Source organism: Nitrososphaerota archaeon, assembly GCA_029785825.1.
Classification (GTDB): domain Archaea; phylum Thermoproteota; class Nitrososphaeria; order Nitrososphaerales; family Gagatemarchaeaceae; genus UBA183.
Genome location: JAFLYY010000001.1, coordinates 909,985 through 928,817, shown reverse-complemented (window position 1 = coordinate 928,817; position 18,833 = coordinate 909,985). Strand labels below are relative to the sequence as shown.

The following is an 18,833-nucleotide window of genomic DNA, read 5'->3' as shown; positions in this document are numbered from 1 at the left end:
GGCTTCGGCGCTCGCGGGGGTCTAATAAGCATCCGACACCGGAAGGCAAGGCCTCCGTCTCCATCTCCCTCCAAGGGGGCCGCATCGAGTCCTCAGTCTGCTTTAACTGACCGGGACCACACCGGGCCCAGGTTGGCCTACGACGCCATCGTCTGCGGCGCCGGGCCCGCGGGGACGACCGTCGCCTCGCTCCTCCGCGGCCGTCGGGTGGCCGTCTTCGACAGCAACCCCTTCTACAGGCCCTGCGGCGAGCTGGTCCTCCTCACAGAGGCGAAGGCGCTGGGGGCTGACGTGACGCACAGGGCGGGCGCGGTCGAGGTGAGGACGAGGTACGGGAGGAGGGAGTTCAAGGTGGAGACGGCGATGATAGACAAGGCCGGGTGGCTCCGGCGGCGGCTGGCGGAGTCAGGGGCGGAGCTCATCTCGAAGGCGGCGAGGCATCCGGTCGTCAGAGGAGGGACCTGCTACGGGGTCCGCGCGGACAGGGAGTATACAGCAAGCGCCACCTACGACTGCACCGGGCCCGCCCGCGCCCTGGTCTCGCACCTGACCGGCGCCTCCCTGAGGGAGTACGCGTCGTGCTACGAGGAGACCGTGGCGACCGACGGCTTCGACGTCCCCCTCGTGGTCTACGACCCCCAAGTCATCCCCGGAGGCTACGGCTGGGTCTTCCCCCGGGGAGACGGGACGGCGTACCTGGGTCTCCTCGCCTGGCCCTGGGCCGGCGCCCTGAAGGAGAGGCTCGCCCATCTCGGCCGGGACCTGGGGCTGGGGGACGCAAGACGGATAGAGAGGAAAGGCTCGAAGATGTTCCTGGGGTACGCGCGCGACGTCCCGGTGAGGAACCTCCTCGTCGCGGGGGAGGCGAACGGCTCCTGTGACCCCTACACCGGCTCAGGGATAATGCAGGCGGTCATGGACGCCGAGAAGTGCGTGAGGGGAGGGAGGCGCAGGTCGGGGTTCCTCCGGAAGGCATCGGCTACGGTCCTGAGGGACATGCACCCTGCCTTCCTTCAGGCCCTCGAGGCGGTCCCGCTCCCCTTCGTCGCCTACTACCCCTGAGGCTGACCTGTGCCCGCGGTGCGCATCCATGTAGGGACGGCCTCGGATCGGGTTGCCGCCTTCCCCGACCACGGCGGGAACCTCTTTAACGTCAGGGGCCCCAGGAGGGGCCGACCATGTCGCCCCAGCAGAAGAGCAAGTCCAGGGGGTTCACGGAAGAGGAGAAGGCGGCCATGAGGGAGCGCGCCCGGGAGGCCAAGGCGGCGGGGGAGGACGGGGAAAGGGCCGTCCTCGCCAAGATCGCCGCGATGAAGGGGTCAGACCGCGCCCTGGCGCAGCGGATACACGCCATCGTCAAGGCCAACGCTCCGAGCCTCTCGCCCAAGACCTGGTACGGGATGCCCGCCTATGCCGACGCGGAAGGCAAGGTGGTCTGCTTCTTCCAGGACGCGGCCAAGTTCAAGGCCAGGTACGCGACCCTGGGCTTCAGCGACAGGGCGAAACTCGACGAAGGCCGCATGTGGCCAATCTCTTACGCGCTGACGGAGCTGACAGCCGCCGAGGAATCGAAGATAGTCGCCCTCCTGAAGCGAGCGGTGAGTTGAAGTCTCCTTCCCAGGAGATAGACGCCATAGTCGAGGGGTCAGACGGGTGGCGTGGGAGGATGCTTTCACGGCTCCGGGCCCTGATAAGGAAGGCAGACCCCGGCATCGTCGAAGAAGTGAAGTGGAAGAGGCCCTCCAACCCGATGGGGGTCCCGGTCTGGTCCCGGGACGGGATAGTGTGCTTTGGAAACGTCCTCAAGGGCGCCGTGAGGCTGACGTTCCCGAAGGGGGCGAGCGTAGACGACCCGAAGCGGATGTTCAACACGCGCCTTGACAGCAACGCCGTCCGCGCCATCGACTTCCGCGAAGGCGACCCCGTGGACGAGGCCGCGCTGAAGGCGCTCATCCTCCGAGCCGGGAAGCTGAACTCTTCGAAGGCGCAAGGGGGGTAACACCCCGGCAAGGGAGAGCGTGGGCCTGAAGTCCGAAGGCGAGGGACGAACCGGCGCCGGGTGCCTGTCGAAAGTCAGACGTCGACCTCCGTCCTCGACCTCTCACCCTCGCTAGCTTCTGAAACGGCTTTCGGGCGAGACGCGCCCAGAGGAAGGGGGCGGAAGGAATTCTGCAGATCGTCCATGACCACGGCCGCTTTCATGCCCGGCCCGGACGGTCATCTGGGCGAAGGCGTCCCTCCGTCAGCGCTGGCGGTCCATCAAGCTCGCCCGCCAGGCTGGCTCCCGCCTTCCCTCAGGTCAGCACGACGTCCCCTTTCTTGAGGACCGCGATCACTTCAGGCCTGAGGATCTCCGTCGGCAGCTCCTTCCCCTCCTGGAGGAGCTGCCTCATCCTCGTCTGGCTGACCGCCAGATGGTCCTCTTCAGGGTGGGGGCAGGTCTTCGCCGTCGCCATGGCCTTGCATACCCTGCAGTAGAACGTCTCCATGTACCTCATGGGGATTACGCCGATGTCGAACTGGTCGAAGACCCTGTGGCACGCGTACGGGTCGTAGTACTTCCCCACCCCTGCCTGGTCCCTCCCGACTATGTAGTGCGTCGCCCCGTAGTTCTTGCGGACTATCGCCAGGAAGAGGGCGGCCTTCGGGCCGGCATAGCGCATCGTGATGGAGAGCGAAGACAGGACCACCCTGTCCTTGGGGTAGTATCCTTCGACGACCTGCCTGTACGCGTCCATTATCACCTGGGGCTTGTAGTCCCCCTTCTTCAGGCGGCCTATGACCGGCTGGACCAGCAGCCCGTCGACGTCCGAGTTCTCGAGCGAGACCTTCTGGATGTACTCGTGCGCCGTGTGCGGAGGGTTCCTGCACTGGTAGGCTACGACGTTCTTCCACCCCTTGCTCTTGAAGAGCTCGCGGGTCTCCTTCGGCGTCATCTCGTGCGAGACCGTCGGGAGCTCCAGGCGCCTCAGGAGGCTCACCCTCCCGGCCAGCGCTGTATCGCCATAGCTGTTGTAGATGTCAGCGACGTTGGGGTGGTTCGGGTCGGTGGTGCCATACGCTCCCTTCGCCAGCTCGTCCTTGGGGAGGGGGTACGTCTCCGAGACCGCGAGCGTGGCGAACGCCTTCCCGTTCCAGTCGAGCAGCGCCACCTCGCTCCCCTCGCGGATCTCCCTGGCCTGCTCCCCGGGGACCGACAGGATGATCGGCATGGTCCACGGGAGCCCTCCTGGAAGCCGGCTCTCCGCTATCACCGACCTGAGGGTCGAGGAGTCCATGAAGCCGTCCAACGGGGAGTATGCTCCGACGGCTATCTTCTCGACGTCGTAGACGAAGTCGACGAAGGGAGCGACCTTGGGGAGCTCGCCAGCCTCCTTCAGCCTGGCCTCGGCCCGTCCTTCAGGGACAGCGAGGTCGACCAGCCTGCCGCCATAGGGTTCCCCGAGCGCTGACGCCATCGCCGGGGTCACCCGCCCACGAGCTGTACATAAGGACGGGTGAACATCGACCACTCGCCTGTCCGTGAGTCGTACTTCGAGTTGACGAAGACGTGCCAGTTCTTGTCGTCGAGGTTGGGATAGTCGGACCTGTAGCAGTAGCCGGGCCACCTGGTCTCCTTCCTGTAGAGCGTATGGCGGAGGACCGCCTCGGCCGTCAACACCCTGTGCTGGAGCTCCCACGCGCGTTGGAGCTGGTGCAGGTTCTCGGCCCCCACGTGGCCCAGGTCCTCCTTCAGCATCGTCAGCAGCTCCAGCCCCCTGTTCAGCAGCACCTCGTTGGTCATGTAAAAGGCGCCCCATCCCCCGACGTACTCGTCCATTATCTTCTCGAGCCGCACCACCCCCTGGTCCGCATAGAAGTACGACGGGGACACGGTCCCCTTCGTGATCATGTTCTTCCCCATGCTGTACGTCTCCATCGGCTTGAAGACCTCGTCCCTGGCTGCCTCGACCTTCCCTTCGGCGAACGCCGGGCTGGTCCCCGCGAGCTTCTCCCGGATGTAGGCCACCGCTGCCTTCCCGGCCATCCTTCCCTCGGTGAATGACCCTGACGAGAACTTGTGCGCCGAGCCGCCGACCGTGTCTCCGGCGCCGAAGAGCCCCTGCACGGTGGTCATCCTGTTGTACCCCCAGAAGTAGTCCCCTGAAGAAAGGTCGGCGGGCCCGCTCGTCCAGGCCCCGGAGCAGGTCGCGTGAGAGCCCATGATGTACGGTTCCGAAGGTTGGAGCTCGGAGGGCCTCTTCTTGGGGTCGATGTTCTGCGAGGCCCACACGATGGTCTGGCTCATGGTCATGTCCAGGAAGTCCTCCTGGCCGAGCTCCTCCTTCTCCCTGGTGTCCAAGACGTTCTCGGTGTGTATGAAGATGGGGCTGCGCCCGGCCTTTATCTCCCTGAGCATCGCGTCGTTCCTGAGGCAGGTGGGGAACGGCTTGGCGTCGACGTAGTCACCGTAGATCTTCCTCTGCTCCTCCTTGTACTTCAGCTCGTAGTCCTCCCCGTAGGCGTTGGAGGCCTTGGCCTTCAGGGCCAGGAACCACGCCCCGACCGGGCCGTAGCCGTCCTTGAAGCGCGTGACGACGAGCTTGTTCTCCATCTGGGTCATCTCGGCTCCCGCCTCGACCAGCAGGGCATATGCTGAGCCTGTGCTCCAGGGCGAGTACCACGTCCTCCCGGCGCCCTCGCCGACGGACCTCGGCCTGAACACATGGGTCGCGCCCCCCGCCGCCACGATCACCGCCTTGGCCCGGAACACGTAGAAGGCGCCGTCCCTCACCCCGATCCCGACCGCCCCCGCCACCCTGTTGCCGTCCTGGGCGTCCCTCAGCAGATGCGTGATCATGACCCTGTTGTAGACCTCAGTCGCGGCCTTGGTGGCTGCTTCGGCGACGATCGGCTTGTACGACTCCCCGTGTATCAATATCTGCCATCTCCCTTCCCGCTTGTACCTCTTCGTCTGTTCGTCGTATATTATCGGGAGCCCCCACTCCTCGAAAAGGTGGACGGTCGAGTCGACGTGCCTCGCGATGTCGTAGACCAGGTCCTCCCTGACGAGCCCCATGAGGTCGTTCCGCGTGTACCTGACGAAGTCCTCCGGGGTGTTCTCGTTCCACCTCATCCCCATGTAGCAGTTGATGGCGGAGAGCCCCATGGCCACCGCGCCGCTCCTCTCGATGTTCCCCTTCTCGACCACGACGATCTTGAGGTCCCTCCCCCAGTACCTCGCCTCGTACGCCGCGCCGCACCCGGCCATCCCGCCCCCTACGACGAGGACGTCGCTGTCGACGAACTTCGTCTTCATTTCTTTGTCACCGTCACCAGGCCTCTGTCAGACTTCAGGTATTCAGGCTCGTGGGCGAGGAGCTGGGAGTCGAACTGCTCTTTTGTGGGGGCCTTCTGGCTCTGGGGAGGCGAGATCGAGCCCCAGGCGGTGGTGCGGATCGCGAACGAGAACTCGTTCTTCGTGCCGTCCCTGTACTTCAGCTTCCAGCTCACCACGTTCCTTTCTTTGTCCCTCAGGACGGTCAGCTTGTGGTTGAGGGGGTTGAAGTCGGCGTACCCTCTCATGTCGATGGCGTGCTGGGGGCATTCCTTCACGCAGGAGTAGCACTCCCAGCAGTAGTTCGGCTCGATGTTGTACGCCTTCCTGCCGTTGAAGACGCTGTGGGAAAGGTGCATGATGTCGCTTGGACAGATGTCCACGCACTTGCCGCAGCCGTCGCACTTGCTGGGGTTGACGTAGGTCGGCACTACTTCGACTCCTCCTTGCTCCCCGCCCCCGCGACAGGGATGGCAGGCTCCCTCCCCAGCCTGGCGTCGACCTCGTCGTGCAGGATCGAGACGGGCTTCGAGATGGCGTGGAAGAACTTCGTGAAGGGGGCGGTCGCGAGCAGGACCGTCACGAATATCATGTGCAACCAGAAGGTGTCAGAGACCCAGAACGAGCCGCCGGCGGCGTAGACCGCCTGCTGAGTGACGAACCCCGTCACGACTGTCAGGAGGAGGGTGGTCATGAAGACGTCCGAACGGGTCAGGCGCCATATCGGGGCCTGCTCGCGGTACCTGACGTAGAACATGAAGACGAACCCGGCCACGATCAGTATCCCTCCGGCGTTCCCGAACAGCTTCACCGGGTCCGTCAACGGGAGGACCACGTTGGTCGGATTCGTGATGAACGCCAGCGTGGTTGATATGGCGAGGGACACGAAGCCCCAGAAGAGGAGGAGGTGCGACGCGCGCTTCAGCCTGCTGCACGTGTCCAGGACCTTGGCGGCGAACACGTCCCGGAACAGGACGGTCGGGAAGCTCCTCAGCCCCGCCCCTGCGGGGGCTGCCGCCTCCACCACGTTCATGGGGGCCTTCAGCACCTGCCAGCGGTCGAAGTGGTGCATCGCGCCCCCCCTTATCTTGTATAGCACCCCGGCGACGACGACAGCCAAGACCACGATGCTCCCCAGGTCGATGAGCTCGTTGGCTACGGGAAGGCCCATGAACGTCAGACTATCCCATCCTCCCGCCCGGCCGGCTCCGGCGACGCCACCATCGGCGCACTTATGCGAATATGTGAATTATTTATTGCTTCTAGTCCGCGGAGAACTATTAATAAACGACCGCCGATTTTCATCGGCCGATGAGGGGGCGCAGGACCTGGGAGGTATATCTGGCTCACGCGGAGTTCTGCAAGACGTTCTCGCACCCAGTGCGGCTCGCCATGCTCGACGGCCTCAGAGGGGGAGAGAAGACGGTCTCTGACCTCGTAGACGAGACAGGGGTGACCCAGTCCACGGTCTCCCAGCAGCTTTCCCTCCTGCGGAGGCTCGGCATCGTCAGGCCCAGGAGGGACGGGAGGCGCGTCTACTACCGGCTGACCGACAAGAGGGTCCTGAAGGCCTACGACCTCGTCGACGCAGTGGTCAAAGAGACCACCACGGACCAGGCAAGGATCCTCGCGTAGCTCCGACCGACGCTGGCCATCGGGAACAAGACGCAGGCGGGCCTAGATGAATAGGGTGACGGTCCGAGGCGAAGTAGCCCACTCGAGGAACGTCGAAGCGCCGCAGACGCCATCCACAATGGGGTTGAGGTCGTCGCTCTTCATCCCCATGAGGCCCATGGTCGGAGAGCACGCATGGAACTTCACGCCCAGGTCCTTCGCTTGCTGCATCATCTCGGCGATGGTCGGCCAGTACTTCTTGATCTTCCCCTTCATCATGTTGGTGGCCATGCTCGTCATCCCCGGGAGCATCCCCATGATGTTCGGCATCGGGAGCGCCGGGTTCCCGACAGGTGCCAGCTTGATGTTCTTCTTCCGCTTGTCCAGGACCAAGAGGCCCCAGAACGTGAAGTACATGTCGACGGCCATGCCAGAGGCTGCCGCAGTGGTAGCGAGGATGAACGGCGGGTACAGCTTGTCGAGGGTGTAGTTAGTGACCACCAAGACCAGGTGGTTGGCCCTCTGCTCCTTCTCGGCTTCGGCGGTCTGCGGGGTCACGAGCGTCAAACCGGCTACCTCGCCCTCCTGATGTGGAAGGTGTAAACCTTCGGGTCCCCCCCTTCAGACACGTCGACGAGGTCGTTCCCCGTCATTCTCGCCCAGGCGCTGAGGTCCGGCTTCGACCCGGGGTCCGTCGCGAGCACTTCGAGTATCTCTCCCACCTTGATCTGCTTGACTGCCTGGCTCGTCTTTACGACAGGTGCTGGGCAGAGCAGGCCCTTCGTGTCGAGTGACAGCGCTGGTTTCTGCGTTGGCGAGGCCATCTCGCATAAGACATTAGGATAATAGAATATTTAAGCCTGATTGGTCTCCCTGACAGTCCCGCGGGCCCCGTCATCGGCGCTCCCGTCCTGGCAGGCTGCATGCTCGCCGGCGTCCGGCCCAGGCGCTCGAGCGCCTTCGGAGCCGTCGTCTGTTCTGCCCGTCTGCCTAGGCCACGGGCGTCCCGCCCTGCAGGTCGTAGGAGACGTCAGAAGAGCCGGTGTGGTGCCCGAAGATCGCCGGGGGACCCATCCCCGTGGCGTAGATGTCGCCTGTCGTCCCATCGACTTCAAGGAGCACCTGGGGCTCGGGGCGCGGAGCAGGGCCCCCGATCACCTTCCCGCCGTTCACCAGGTCATAGACGCTGTCATGGCAGCAGCAGTACCCGACCGGTCCCGCGGCCTTGAACGAGGAGCTGCAGGACGGCGACGTCCCTGTCGCCTGGTACCCCCAGTGGCACCCCTGGTGCTGGCATATGGCGCTGAACGCCACGATGTCCCCGTCGGGCCCGACGCCTCCGGCGGCCCTCTGGCCGACCTTCACCAGGATGTTGGGCTCGTTGCCGAGCGGGTAGCTGAACGCGAGAGGGGCGTTGAGGCTCAGGTCGGAGACGTTGGCGACCTTCACCCTCGGAAAGGAGGCCGCTGCGGCTCCGCTCCCCGAGGGGCTCGCGGGAGGGAACAGGAGCGGGCGCGCCGCAGCTGCGACGCCGGCGGCCATGAGGGCCGCGCTGGCCCCCAGCGCCAGCTCCAGGAACGTCCTTCTGGACTCGAGCGCCCCCCCGGGCTGCGCGCCGCCCCCGAGCGGGGCCTTCGGGCCGAGCCCGGCGGGGATGGACGTGTAGACCAGGTCCATCATCCCGGAATACGTCACGCTGCGGCCCTGTGCCTTGTTCAGGAGGGGAAGCGTGTGGTTGAGCTGCGCCTTGCAGATGGCGCACGGCCTCACCACGTGGGCGCCTGAGACCGACAGCGCGTCGTTGTACCAGAGCTTGGCGTATTCGAGCCTGAGGGGGATCAGCTCGTCGGTCAGCAGGCCGCCCCCGCCGCCGCAGCACCACGTCCTCTCTCTGCTGTGCGGGGAGTCTTGGTAGTTCTTCACGACGGACCTGAGGATGTATCTGGGCTCGTCGATCAGGTCCCCTCCTCTCGCATAGTTGCACGGGTCCTGGTAGACGTAGGCCCTGTCGCCGTTCTTCTCGGGGTCGATCACCACCGCGCCCGCCTTCATGGCGGCGATCACCAGGTGGAAGATGTGAAGGCCCTCGATCCCGCGCTTCTCGAGCTCCGGGATGACGTAGTTCTTGAACGCCCTCCACCCGTGGCCGCACTCGCCTGCGACGACGTAGCTGACCCCCAGCTTCTCGGCTACGCCGACCAGATGGTCTCCGATTATCCTCAGGTGCTTCTCGTCTATGAAGAGCCCGAAGTTCGCGACCTCGGTATGCTCGGTCGTGAAGGTATAGTCGACCCCGGTCGAGTGCAGGAAGTAGATGTATCCCTTCAGCGTGTCCAGGTTGGAGAAGAAGTCTGCCGACGGCGGGACGAGGAGCACCTGGGCGGGCTCGTCCACCTTGACGTCGACCTTGACCCCCTTCTCTGCCTCGATCTCCTCTTTGACGAAATCCAGGGTCGCCTTCAGCGCGGGGGGAGGGAGCCCCATGTTGTTCCCTGTCTTCTCCGCGTTGTCGATGACCGTGGCCGGGTACCTTGCGACTATCCCGACGTCGAGGAGCACAGACCTGACGGTCCTCGTCAGGTCCGCCTGGTCTATCCCGAACGGGCAGATCTCGCCGCACCTTCTGCACTCGAGGCACTGATAGTAGTACGTGGCGACGTCTTTCAGGCCCGACTCGTCCAGCTTTTTCCCGCCCGCGAGGTCGCCGAGCGCCCTCCCCGCCAGCGAGTCTGCCTTGGCCACCTTTCTTATCAGGTCTGCTCTGCCGACGGGCGAATTCCGGATGTCCCCGGACGAGATGTAGGTGGGACAGGCGTTGAGACATGCCCCGCAGTGGACGCACGTCTCCACGGCGAGCTTGACGTTCCTGTTCCGCGCGACCTCTCTCTTCAGGCCGAGCCTGAACCCCTGGACCTGGTCTTCGAGCGCCTTCGCCTCCCCCGTCCTCTCCCCGAGCTTCTGCACGAGCTCCTTCTTCGCCCAGATGGGCTCGACGGCCGAGGTGTCGCCGAACTTGAACTCGTTCTTATGACTCGTTGTGCCCACCACCGGGTGCGGGTCCGCGACCCGCCTTGCCGGACGCCAAGGGGAAACCGACCTCCCCCACGCGATAGCTGCTCTTCGCGACCGTGGGGTTGAAGAGGTAGGAGACTATGTGCACCATCTTGCTGAAGGGGACCGACGCCACGAAGATCAAGGACGGGACCACATACAGCATCGTCAGCGGGCTCACGCCCGTCATCAGGGCCGGGGCGGGGGTGAAGCTCAGGAGCGAAAGCAGCCATGCCGCCACCGTGTCCATGTTCCCCACCCCCCCGGTCATGACCTGAGTCAGTCCAGCCGAGAGTATCAGGATCAGCAGGCCCAGAGGCAGGTAGTCGCCGACCGAGCTTATCGACCGCATCTTGGGGGTCGCGACCCTTCTCCCCGTGAGGACCAGGACGCCGAGGAGCGCGAGGATCCCCGCCGGCCTCGCCACGAAGTCTCCGACGGGGTCATAGAGCGAAGACGGGAGCGTGTACATCCCGAGCACGAGCACGAGGTGGCTGACGATCCACGCCCACATACCATAGTGGAACATCACCGAACCTGCGATCAGGGTCCTGTCCCCCTCCATCTTCGGCAGGGTGTAGAACCCGAAGACCCTCTTCAGTATGTCTTTCGCCGTGCCAGCGCGGCTGAAGGTGTTCGGCACGATGGCGACCGTCTTGAGGCCCGTGAGCCGCCTTGGGGCGAGCCAGCCCGCGCCGTCGTAGACCAGCCCCACGACGAACAGCAAGGCCGCGACGTAAGGGAACACGAGGAAGACGAGGGCGTTGACGATGGAATCAGAAGCGAAGAGCACCGCAAGAAGGACGGGGACGGCCACCGCGGTCGCCCCGAGGAGGGCACGTGCGCCTTTCAGCGCGTACGCGTGTCCCTCCATCTCCTCACCTGCTTCCTCTTTCCCGAGGCGGGGTGCCTGCAAAGGAGGGGAAGAACTGTCTCACCCCGAAGCCGGTGCCGAAGGCCGTCGGTTTGTTCCATCTTGTTATCGGCACGCGCATGGTCTCCTGCAGCGCCTGCAGCCCGACCCGGTGGGCGTAGTCGGCGAGCCTCTCCCCGGGCCCTGCGTCGCTCTTCCACACGTCTATCAGCTTCTGGACCACAGCGACGACCTCCCTGAAGTCCGGTGGCCTCGCCGGCACCCAGGGCACGAGCACCCTGGCCAGGGCAGGGCCGTCTCCGGTGTTGCTGCTCTTCCCCCCGACAAGCACAGACACCCCTATCTTGCTCTGGTCCCACGTGATGTGGTCGCAGACGTCCCTGCATCTGCCGCAGGCTATGCACTTGTCCCGTATGATGTCGATCCCCACCGTGTTGTCCGGTTTCTTGTACGCTCTGATCGCGTTGACGGGGCAGACCATCACGAGCTCCGGCACGGCCTTGTCGAGCGCGTCCGCGTTCATAGGCAGGCATCTCTTTATCTTCTCGGGGTCGTAGGACGGAGCGTCTCCGTAGTGCCCTATCACCACTATGTCGGCGACCAGGCCGCCGCACCCCGTGGGGCACCCCCCGACGTTGATCCTCAGCTTCGCAGGCAAGGACGCCTCGCCTGTGAAGTATGGCGTCAGCCTGTCATACAGCACCTTGGTGAGCGACGGCGAGTCGACCACCGCGGTGGTGCACGTCAGGTAAGCGGTGCAGGAGCCTATGGACCAGAGCGTGTTCCCCCACCCTCCGGTGTAGTACCCGAGCCCCTCCACGGACCGTTTCATCTCCAGCGCGCCTTCCAGGCTGTGGGCGAGCAGCTCCACGTTCCCCGCTCTGGTGAACCTCAGTGCGCCGATCCCATGCTTGTCCGCGATGTCTGAGAGCTTCCTCAGCGTCTGGGTGCTGAACCTGACGTTCGGCGGCGAGCCGACCTTGACCGTGAAGACGCTCTCGCCTGTGTTCGATATGTGCTCGATTATCCCTTCCCCGTGGAATCTCCTGTCCGCCCACTTCCCTACGTTCCGCCGTATCTCCTCGGGCAGAAAGTCGGTGTAGGGGACGGGGAGTCTCTTCTTCATCCTCTCTGACGGACTGCTCAATCCTGCCACCCGGCCATCAGGCGTCGAACTCCCTGGCCACCCCTTCGGCCCACTCGGCGTACTCCTTCCTCTCGTCGTCGCTGAGCACCGCGCTGTTGACGATCCTTGTCTGGCCTACGGCGTGCCCCTGGACCGACTTCCCGGGGAGAGTGTCTTTGGCGCCGTCCATGACCTTGCTGAACCCGGTTTTTGTCAGCATGTCCCCTATCCTGTCTTTGTGGGGGGACGTCTCGGCCCATTCGTCTATGATCTTCAGGACGAAGTCCTTCGCGTCCCTGTAGTCGTCGAGGAGGGTGACCGGCTTCGCCATCTTCGGCCCGAACCTCCCCTTGGAGTTGCCGCCGGCTAGGAGCGCGACCTTCCTCTTCTTACCCGGCGCTATGGCGGGGAATGCTCGCCGGATGCAGTTCATGGACTTCTGGCACCTGTCGCCGTCTATCCGAAGCTCCTCCTTCGCTTCGTCCCACTGGATGGCTTTCGAAGGACAGCCTCGGACGATGCCAGGGACGTCCACTTCTTTGCCTTCCGCCTTCGTTTTCAGGAGGGTCTGGTCGACTTCAGGGGCGCCCTCCCAGACCCCCACGAACCCGAAGTCCGACCTATGGACCGCCCTGGAGCAGTCCATCGGGCAGGCGCTGAACTTGAGCTTCACCTTGAAAGGGAACATCTGGTTCCCAAGGTTCTCGTAGATGGGCGGGTACGTCATGTAGTGGTCCCTTGCGGCCAGCGAGTCATACAGCGCGTACTCGCAGAGAGCCGGGCCGACGCACGAAGGGAAGTCCCTGAAGGTGTCGCCCGTGTTCCCTATGTCCGTCTTCAGCGTCCTGAGCTTGTCCACTGCAGGGTCGGCGAGCTCCGGCTTCATCGAGATTATCATCCCGCCCGTCTGGCCGGTCGTCTCTATGAGCCCCAGACCGTACTCGTCGGCGAAGTCCAGCAGTCCCCGGAGCGCCTTCGTCGTGTAGAACTGGCCGGAGGGCTGATAGACCCTGAAGTGCAGTTCCGTGCTCTTTCCGTCCTTCGTCCGCCTGGCGATGAACCCTGTGTACACGTACCTGACTTTCGCGGCGCCGCCGTGCCACTCTGACTGGCCGTTCGCCAGGCCCCGCGCGTAAGCCTCTATCGGGTACTTCGTCTTCTTGATCTCAGACACGTGGCTGGGCCACGGGCCGGTCTCGTAGCGCCGAAGCAGCTCCCTCCCCTTCTTCAGGGCTTCGTCCTCGGAGTCCCCGGCGGCCGGTTCGCCTGCCTCAGGCAACCTCGCGCACAGGGATTACAGGTGATTTAAGGTTGAGTCATCTTCTTATATTATAATATTCGATTTCATGGTCAGAACCGGGTCTGACGAAGGGACAGGAACCGGTTTCAGAAAGGTGAGCTGCGGCCTGCTCAGACGCACCCGGTCGGCTTCGGAGCCCCTGCGACCTTGCACGCCCCGTTGGCCGGTCCGTCTGGAAACAGCTCGTACATCTTTTCCAGCGTTATCCCTGTGACCTTGGTGATCATCCTCAGGGGCGGGCAAACTCCGTATGTCTCCCAATACTGCCTGAGGTACTTCACGAACTTCCAGTGGTCTTCAGTCATCGTCTGGACGCCCGCAAGGTTCTTGGCGACCCAGTCGGCGACCGCCTCGTCCCACAGCTCCGGGTTCTGGATGAAACCGTCTTCATCCAGCGAAATCTTCTTGCCGTTGACCTCGTATTCTCCCGGATAAGTCACGTCTCCCAATTGCCTGTCGCTCCGTCCCTGAGACAGAGAGCGTCGCGAGATAAGTATTGTGGCGGTCGCTCACGGGCGCGGCCCGAGCTTCTTGACCCCCGGCCTGCCCGTCTCTGCGCCCCAGGCAGCCTTGAACCTGCGGGAGAGACGGACCCTTCCCTGGGGGAACCAGCCGAGCCTGCCCGCGAACTCGGCCGTCCTTCCGACGACGATGACGCTCGGAGGCCTGAGCCTCCCCTTCGCTTCTCCGTCTGCGGCTTCCCCGACCGTCATGAGGGTGGTGACCTGGCGCGGGGTCGTCCCCCACTCCACCGCGGCGAGAGGGGTGTCTCGGTCCAGGCCGCCCCGGATCAGGCTCTTCGCCGTCCGGGACAGGGTGGAGACGCCCATGAGGATGACGAGCGTGTCCACCCCCGACGCTATCTTCCCGAGCCTGACGCCGGGGACCCCCTTCGATTCGGCCTCGTGTCCGGTGATGATCGCCACCGAAGAGGAGTATCTTCTGTCGGTGAGGGGTATGCCTGCGTAAGCTGGCGCCGCCGCCGCGGAGGTCAGGCCCGGGACCACCTCGAACTCCACCCCTTCCTTCCTCAGCGCCTCGATGTCCTCGCCCCCCCGGCCGAAGATGAACGGGTCGCCCCCCTTCAGGCGCACCACGTTCTTCCCCCGTCTGGCTTCGGTCACCAGGATCTCGTCTATGGTCGACTGCGGCACCACGGGCTTGCCTGTCGGAGACCTTCCTACGAACACCTTCCTCGCGCGCTTCGGTATGAGGCCGAGCACCTCCTTGCCGACCAGGCGGTCATAGAGGACGACGTCCGCCCTTCTGATGACCTCCAGCGCCCTCAGCGTAAGGAGCCCCGGGTCGCCGGGGCCGGCTCCTACCACGCAGACCTTGGCTTTCACGGTCCACCGCTCCCCCCGGGTCTTTCGGTCGCAGCAGCGGCCTCGACCAGCCGAAGGGCCCTGGCCAGCGCCAGGTCGAGCTTGTCTCCGCGCAGGAGGCGGGATATCCCCTTGTCGCTGACGATCCTGTACACGAGCTCCCTCCGCTCCGCCGCGCTCGGGACCCGCTCGAGCATCGCCTTTCTGACTCGTCCCTGCAGCTCGACCTGGAGGGCGTCTTCCGGCCTTACGGCCCTCAGGATGCGGTCCCTCACGAGCCGCGCCATCGCGGGACTCAGCCCTCCCGTCGCCACTGCTACTCTTATCGCGCCGACGTTCCCCACCGCAGGCATCGTGAAGTCGCACAGCGCAGGAGTGTCGACGACGTTCACCAGGGACCCGATGGAATGGGCGAGCCTGACGATCCGCAGGTTGACTCTATGGCTGCGCAGAGTCGACATGACTATCAGGGGCCTGAGCCGCCTGATGGCTCTGAGATAGTCCGACGGTCCCGCTCTGACCAACCGGACCAGCAGCGGGTCAAACGACCTGAGCTCCGGCGCAAATCGGGGGGCGACGACGTGGACCCTTATCCCCTGTGCGACGAGCGACCTGACCCTCAGCTCTGACAGGCTCTGCCCGCCGACCACGACCACGTTGCTCCCGCCGACGGTCAGGTCCAGCAGCATTCTCGATTCACTCGTCCGGAGCCGGCGAGCTCAATCCGGAAGGGGCAGGAAGGCCGAGATTTCAGGATGACGGGACCGATGTCTGCTCCCCGAACCGGCGTCAGCCGTTCCAGCTGTTGATGGACGGAGCCTGCCTGCTGCCGAGCTTCAGCTCCAGCTGAGCACGATGTCCGCGTCTTGGGCATACGAATAGAACGACGCGATCCCCGAGATCTGGACCCCCTCTATCAGGTCCTCGCTCTTTATCCCGAACGTATTGGCCGAGGCGGAACAGACGTCGAGCTTTATGCCGAGGCTGACGGACTCCCTTATCCTGTCCTTCACCTTCTGGTCCATCTTCTCAAAGATCTGCTTCTTCGCGACCAGGGCAGAATCCAATGCGAAGAATATCAGCGTCTCGTATTCCATCGCAGCGGCGGCCGTCGCATAACCGAGCATCGTCTCCAGCCGCGGCGTGTCTGCCGGTGCCATCGTGGCCAGAAAGGCCACCCTTCTCGCCTTCTTCTCCTCCCCTGTCGAAGCCACGTCTTCTCCTGCCGCGCTACGCCGGTTAGATAAGACTGCTCCCTACTGGACGACAGGCGCCGACGGTCCGGACGCGAGGTCGTGACTGGGGGTTGCGGACGGCCCCGTCGCATCCGGAACTCCTGCGGACGCCTTCCTGTCCCAGGCTCACTTTATCAGGCGGAGGGCCCAGACTTCGAGGGGAAGCTGGTGACTACATGGAAGCAGACGTAGCGCCTCCACGGGTCGTGATCTCCTCGTGGAAGGGCAAGTCGGGCAAGACGCTCGCGGTCATGGCCCTCATCTACGCGCTCTCAAAGAAGGGGCTCAAGGTCTCTGTCTTCAAGGTCGGGCCGGACTTCACCGACCCGAGCTACCATCGGTCGGTGTCCGGGTCTCCCAGCAGAAACCTGGACTACTTTCTCATGGGAGACGACGTGGTCAGCAGGTTCTGCAAATGCTCGCTTGGCAGCGACATCGCCCTCATCGAGGGCGACCACGGGCTCTACGACAGCGTGGACGGCTCGTCGGAACTGGGGAGCACCGCCCAGGTCGCAAAGCTTCTCGGCGCGCCCGTCGTCCTCGTAGTCGACGGGGAACGGATCAACCGGACCGCGGGGGCCTTGGTGAGAGGGCTCAAGCTCTTCGACCCGGGGGTGAACGTCGCAGGCGCGATCCTGACGAACTTGGTCGAACGGCAGGTGGAGAAGCTCACGCGGGCCGTCGAGGCCGAGGGTCTGACCGTGGTCGGGCACATACTCAGGGACGACAGGATACGGGAAGCCATGGCGTACAGGCATCTGGGCCTGACTCACGCGGCTGAATTCAACGGGACGCGGCTGACCGGGGTGCTAAGGCCGGAAGTCGTCTCAGCCCTGGACGTGGACAAGCTGACAGGCATCGCCAAGGAGGCGTCAGGGGCGCTGCAGGTCCCTTCGTTGGGGGAACCGCCCAGGACAGCGACGCCGGTGAAGGCAGGGGTGCTCACGGGGAAGTCCTTCACATTCTACTATCCAGAAACCATCGAGAGGCTCGGCGCCCTGGGCTCCGTGGCCTTCGTGGACCCGGAGAATGACCAGAGCCTGCCGGATGTGGACCTGCTCTTCATCGGCGGCGGCTTCCCAGAGATATATGCCCGCGAGCTGGAGGCCAACAAGGCGCTCAGGTCCGACGTCAAGAGATTCGTCGAGGCCGGAGGGCACGTCTACGCCGAGTGCGGGGGCCTGATGTACCTGACCGAGTCGCTGGCCTACGACAACCAGGAGTATGACATGGTCGGCGCGATCCAGGGGGTCACGACGGTCACAGGGCGCCCCATGGCCCACGGGTACGCGGTCGCGAAAGTACTGAAAGACACCCCCATAGCCGCGGCGGGGACCACGCTCCGGGGGCACGAGTTCCACTACTCGCGGATCACCCTGGGGAAGGAATACGAGCTCGCGCTGTCCTACGAGAAGGGGACCGGGATCGTGGGGGGGCGGGACGGGATATGCGTCGGGAACGCGTACGCGCACTACATGCACCTGCACCCTGTCACCTACGACTTCGTCGGGGCGATGGTCGACCATTTCCTCCGTGGCACGCGAGGCTGATTCGAGGAGACCGACAGCACAGGTCCCGCGGCGCATCTCCCTGCTCCAGGCTCGGATCGAAACCGACGGCGCTCGGCGTCTGGTCTGAGGCCTGGCGCACTTTAAATATGCAGATATCCGAATACGTGCCGCTGCCCATTGTCACAGACTAGTGGGACGCAGACTGAAAAGTCACTGCGAGGAAAACAGAAACTCGTGATGGTGGTGAGCAAGGGGACAGCCGACAGCCTCTACCCGGCACTCATCTTGGCCACGACGGCCGCCGCGCAAGACATGCCCGTCGACATCTACTTCACCTTCGGCGGAATGAAGCTCCTGACCAAAGGAGCCGCGGAGAGCATCAAGCCGTCGGTCGACCTGGGCCTCTCCGCCGAGGAGCTGAAAGGGCTCCTGGCGAAGGGGGGGATGCCGAGCCTCTACGACATGCTGAAGGGAGCCAGTGAAGCCGGGGTGCACATCCACGCATGCTCGCCGACCATGAACCTCTACGGGATGGAAAAGAACGCACTCGTGGACGTGTGCGACGACGTGATCGGTGCGTCCGGCTTCCTCGAACTCGCCAGAGATCCCAACGCTCTCACCCTCTTCATCTAGGCCGCTGAGAGTACGAGCTTCCGCCTTCCCGCCGAGCGCTGAGCATAGACCGGCGCATGGGCCGACGGTCCGTCGCGCTTGCAGAACCGCCAGAGTCCCTCGGGTTCCTTAAGCTTCGAGCCCGCGTGAACCCTGACATCGGACGCGGGAGACGAGACGGTCGCGGGGGCGAGGACGTCAGGCGGCTGATCACGGCCGAGCTGTTGGCTCTGAAGGGCAGGGAATGACCGAAGGCAGCCCGGCCCAGTGATGTGGCCGTTTCGCCCCTTTTAATAGGGCGCCAACGGACGCCGGCCTATCGGGCGGAATAACGGTGGGACAGGTGATTTCTATTGAGTTTCGGTCAACGAGGAGGATACGGCAATAGGGGAGGGTTCGGAAGAGGTTCTGGGTCCTTCAAGAAGCCGGTCGAGGTCGGGAAGGAGTACAACGTAAGCATCTCCGACACCAGCAGGCGAGGAGAGGGCATCGCCAAGGTCGAGGGGTTCATCGTCTTTGTCCCTGGCACGAAGGTCGGCCAGAATGTCAGGATAAAGGTGACACAGGTCTCCGAACGATTCGCGTCTGGGCAGGTCGTAGAGGGTTCAGCGGCGCCAGCCTCCGAGTCCAGTTGAACGTCCGCTGACTAGCGGCCTAGGCCGCCGAGCTGTTGTTGGTCGATCTTCAGGGTCGACCACTTCCCCCTTTTGCTGCTCCACACCCTTGACGACTGACATGGAAATGCCGCAGATGCCGCGGGTCGGCCCCCGCCGTCGGCGCTCGTAGGGACGGTCGTGTCAGCGCACATTGCGTGGTGTGGATGACGGGTCTTCTCCATGCCAAAGCCGGGACCGAACACGACCGCCCT

The 18,833-nt window shown here is 64.2% G+C and carries 21 protein-coding genes; 7 read left to right on the top strand and 14 right to left on the bottom strand.

The genetic code is table 11. From position 1 onward, the window contains the following. Window positions 1-132: 132 nt before the first annotated feature. The 3 genes from JRN21_05045 (at window position 133) to JRN21_05035 (ending at window position 1,999) form a co-directional block, all read left to right on the top strand. Window positions 133-1,062, top strand: a complete 930-nt coding sequence (locus tag JRN21_05045; GenBank protein ID MDG6988676.1) for an NAD(P)/FAD-dependent oxidoreductase — start codon at window positions 133-135, stop codon at window positions 1,060-1,062. A gap of 116 nt (window positions 1,063-1,178) precedes the next feature. Further along, the gene (locus tag JRN21_05040; GenBank protein ID MDG6988675.1) at window positions 1,179-1,607 is read left to right on the top strand and encodes a DUF1801 domain-containing protein; all 429 of its coding nucleotides are present in this window, start codon (window positions 1,179-1,181) and stop codon (window positions 1,605-1,607) included. Between the two features lie 59 nt (window positions 1,608-1,666). Continuing rightward, entirely contained in the window at window positions 1,667-1,999 is a 333-nt protein-coding gene (locus JRN21_05035; protein ID MDG6988674.1) for a DUF1801 domain-containing protein, read from the top strand. A gap of 295 nt (window positions 2,000-2,294) precedes the next feature. Here JRN21_05035 and sat read toward each other — a convergent pair whose 3' ends face one another. From sat to JRN21_05015, 4 genes are read right to left on the bottom strand one after another with little or no spacing between them, the layout of a single operon-like run. Beyond that, window positions 2,295-3,458 carry a sulfate adenylyltransferase gene (sat, locus tag JRN21_05030; protein MDG6988673.1) on the bottom strand — a complete coding sequence of 388 codons (1,164 nt, stop codon included), beginning with the start codon at window positions 3,456-3,458 and terminating at the stop codon, window positions 2,295-2,297. Between the two features lie 8 nt (window positions 3,459-3,466). Beyond that, on the bottom strand, window positions 3,467-5,299 hold the full coding sequence (locus JRN21_05025; protein ID MDG6988672.1) for an adenylyl-sulfate reductase subunit alpha: 1,833 nt from the start codon (window positions 5,297-5,299) through the stop codon (window positions 3,467-3,469). Then, complete coding sequence (gene aprB / locus JRN21_05020) at window positions 5,296-5,748, bottom strand: adenylyl-sulfate reductase subunit beta (protein ID MDG6988671.1); 453 nt, start codon at window positions 5,746-5,748, stop codon at window positions 5,296-5,298. The genes JRN21_05025 and aprB overlap by 4 nt, the downstream gene beginning before the upstream one ends. Then, window positions 5,748-6,488, bottom strand: coding sequence for a hypothetical protein (locus JRN21_05015; GenBank protein MDG6988670.1), 741 nt, complete (start codon window positions 6,486-6,488; stop codon window positions 5,748-5,750). The genes aprB and JRN21_05015 overlap by 1 nt, the downstream gene beginning before the upstream one ends. Window positions 6,489-6,628: 140 nt before the next feature. On the opposite strand from JRN21_05015, the gene JRN21_05010 reads away from it, so the two are divergent. Beyond that, the gene (locus JRN21_05010) at window positions 6,629-6,952 is read left to right on the top strand and encodes a winged helix-turn-helix transcriptional regulator (protein MDG6988669.1); all 324 of its coding nucleotides are present in this window, start codon (window positions 6,629-6,631) and stop codon (window positions 6,950-6,952) included. A 42-nt stretch (window positions 6,953-6,994) separates the two neighbouring features. Here JRN21_05010 and JRN21_05005 read toward each other — a convergent pair whose 3' ends face one another. From JRN21_05005 to JRN21_04960, 10 genes are all read right to left on the bottom strand, one after another. Then, complete coding sequence (locus JRN21_05005) at window positions 6,995-7,489, bottom strand: DsrE/DsrF/DrsH-like family protein (protein ID MDG6988668.1); 495 nt, start codon at window positions 7,487-7,489, stop codon at window positions 6,995-6,997. A gap of 14 nt (window positions 7,490-7,503) precedes the next feature. Further along, window positions 7,504-7,755 carry a sulfurtransferase TusA family protein gene (locus JRN21_05000; protein MDG6988667.1) on the bottom strand — a complete coding sequence of 84 codons (252 nt, stop codon included), beginning with the start codon at window positions 7,753-7,755 and terminating at the stop codon, window positions 7,504-7,506. 166 nt (window positions 7,756-7,921) lie between these two features. After that, window positions 7,922-9,979, bottom strand: coding sequence for an arsenate reductase (azurin) small subunit (locus JRN21_04995; protein ID MDG6988666.1), 2,058 nt, complete (start codon window positions 9,977-9,979; stop codon window positions 7,922-7,924). Then, window positions 9,957-10,856, bottom strand: coding sequence for a respiratory nitrate reductase subunit gamma (locus JRN21_04990; GenBank protein MDG6988665.1), 900 nt, complete (start codon window positions 10,854-10,856; stop codon window positions 9,957-9,959). Before JRN21_04990 ends, JRN21_04995 begins: the two co-directional genes overlap by 23 nt. Before the next feature lie 4 nt (window positions 10,857-10,860). After that, window positions 10,861-11,982, bottom strand: a complete 1,122-nt coding sequence (locus JRN21_04985) for a dissimilatory-type sulfite reductase subunit beta (GenBank protein MDG6988664.1) — start codon at window positions 11,980-11,982, stop codon at window positions 10,861-10,863. Window positions 11,983-12,019: 37 nt separating this feature from the next. Beyond that, entirely contained in the window at window positions 12,020-13,261 is a 1,242-nt protein-coding gene (locus tag JRN21_04980; protein ID MDG6988663.1) for a sulfite reductase, dissimilatory-type subunit alpha, read from the bottom strand. A 131-nt stretch (window positions 13,262-13,392) separates the two neighbouring features. Beyond that, window positions 13,393-13,731 (bottom strand): TusE/DsrC/DsvC family sulfur relay protein, encoded by a 339-nt coding sequence (locus tag JRN21_04975; protein ID MDG6988662.1) that lies wholly within the window; start codon window positions 13,729-13,731, stop codon window positions 13,393-13,395. A 60-nt stretch (window positions 13,732-13,791) separates the two neighbouring features. Further along, complete coding sequence (gene cobA / locus JRN21_04970; GenBank protein MDG6988661.1) at window positions 13,792-14,628, bottom strand: uroporphyrinogen-III C-methyltransferase; 837 nt, start codon at window positions 14,626-14,628, stop codon at window positions 13,792-13,794. Then, window positions 14,625-15,296: a bifunctional precorrin-2 dehydrogenase/sirohydrochlorin ferrochelatase gene (locus tag JRN21_04965; GenBank protein MDG6988660.1), complete on the bottom strand. Its 672-nt coding sequence runs from the start codon at window positions 15,294-15,296 to the stop codon at window positions 14,625-14,627. The genes cobA and JRN21_04965 overlap by 4 nt, the downstream gene beginning before the upstream one ends. 147 nt (window positions 15,297-15,443) lie before the next feature. After that, window positions 15,444-15,767: a DsrE family protein gene (locus tag JRN21_04960; GenBank protein ID MDG6988659.1), complete on the bottom strand. Its 324-nt coding sequence runs from the start codon at window positions 15,765-15,767 to the stop codon at window positions 15,444-15,446. Between the two features lie 251 nt (window positions 15,768-16,018). Between JRN21_04960 and cobB the strand changes: the two genes are divergently transcribed. The 3 genes from cobB (at window position 16,019) to JRN21_04945 (ending at window position 18,600) form a co-directional block, all read left to right on the top strand. Continuing rightward, on the top strand, window positions 16,019-17,392 hold the full coding sequence (cobB, locus tag JRN21_04955; protein ID MDG6988658.1) for a hydrogenobyrinic acid a,c-diamide synthase (glutamine-hydrolyzing): 1,374 nt from the start codon (window positions 16,019-16,021) through the stop codon (window positions 17,390-17,392). 138 nt (window positions 17,393-17,530) lie between these two features. Next, window positions 17,531-17,986, top strand: coding sequence for a DsrE/DsrF/DrsH-like family protein (locus JRN21_04950; GenBank protein MDG6988657.1), 456 nt, complete (start codon window positions 17,531-17,533; stop codon window positions 17,984-17,986). 332 nt (window positions 17,987-18,318) lie between these two features. Beyond that, complete coding sequence (locus tag JRN21_04945; protein MDG6988656.1) at window positions 18,319-18,600, top strand: TRAM domain-containing protein; 282 nt, start codon at window positions 18,319-18,321, stop codon at window positions 18,598-18,600. Window positions 18,601-18,833 lie beyond the last annotated feature (233 nt).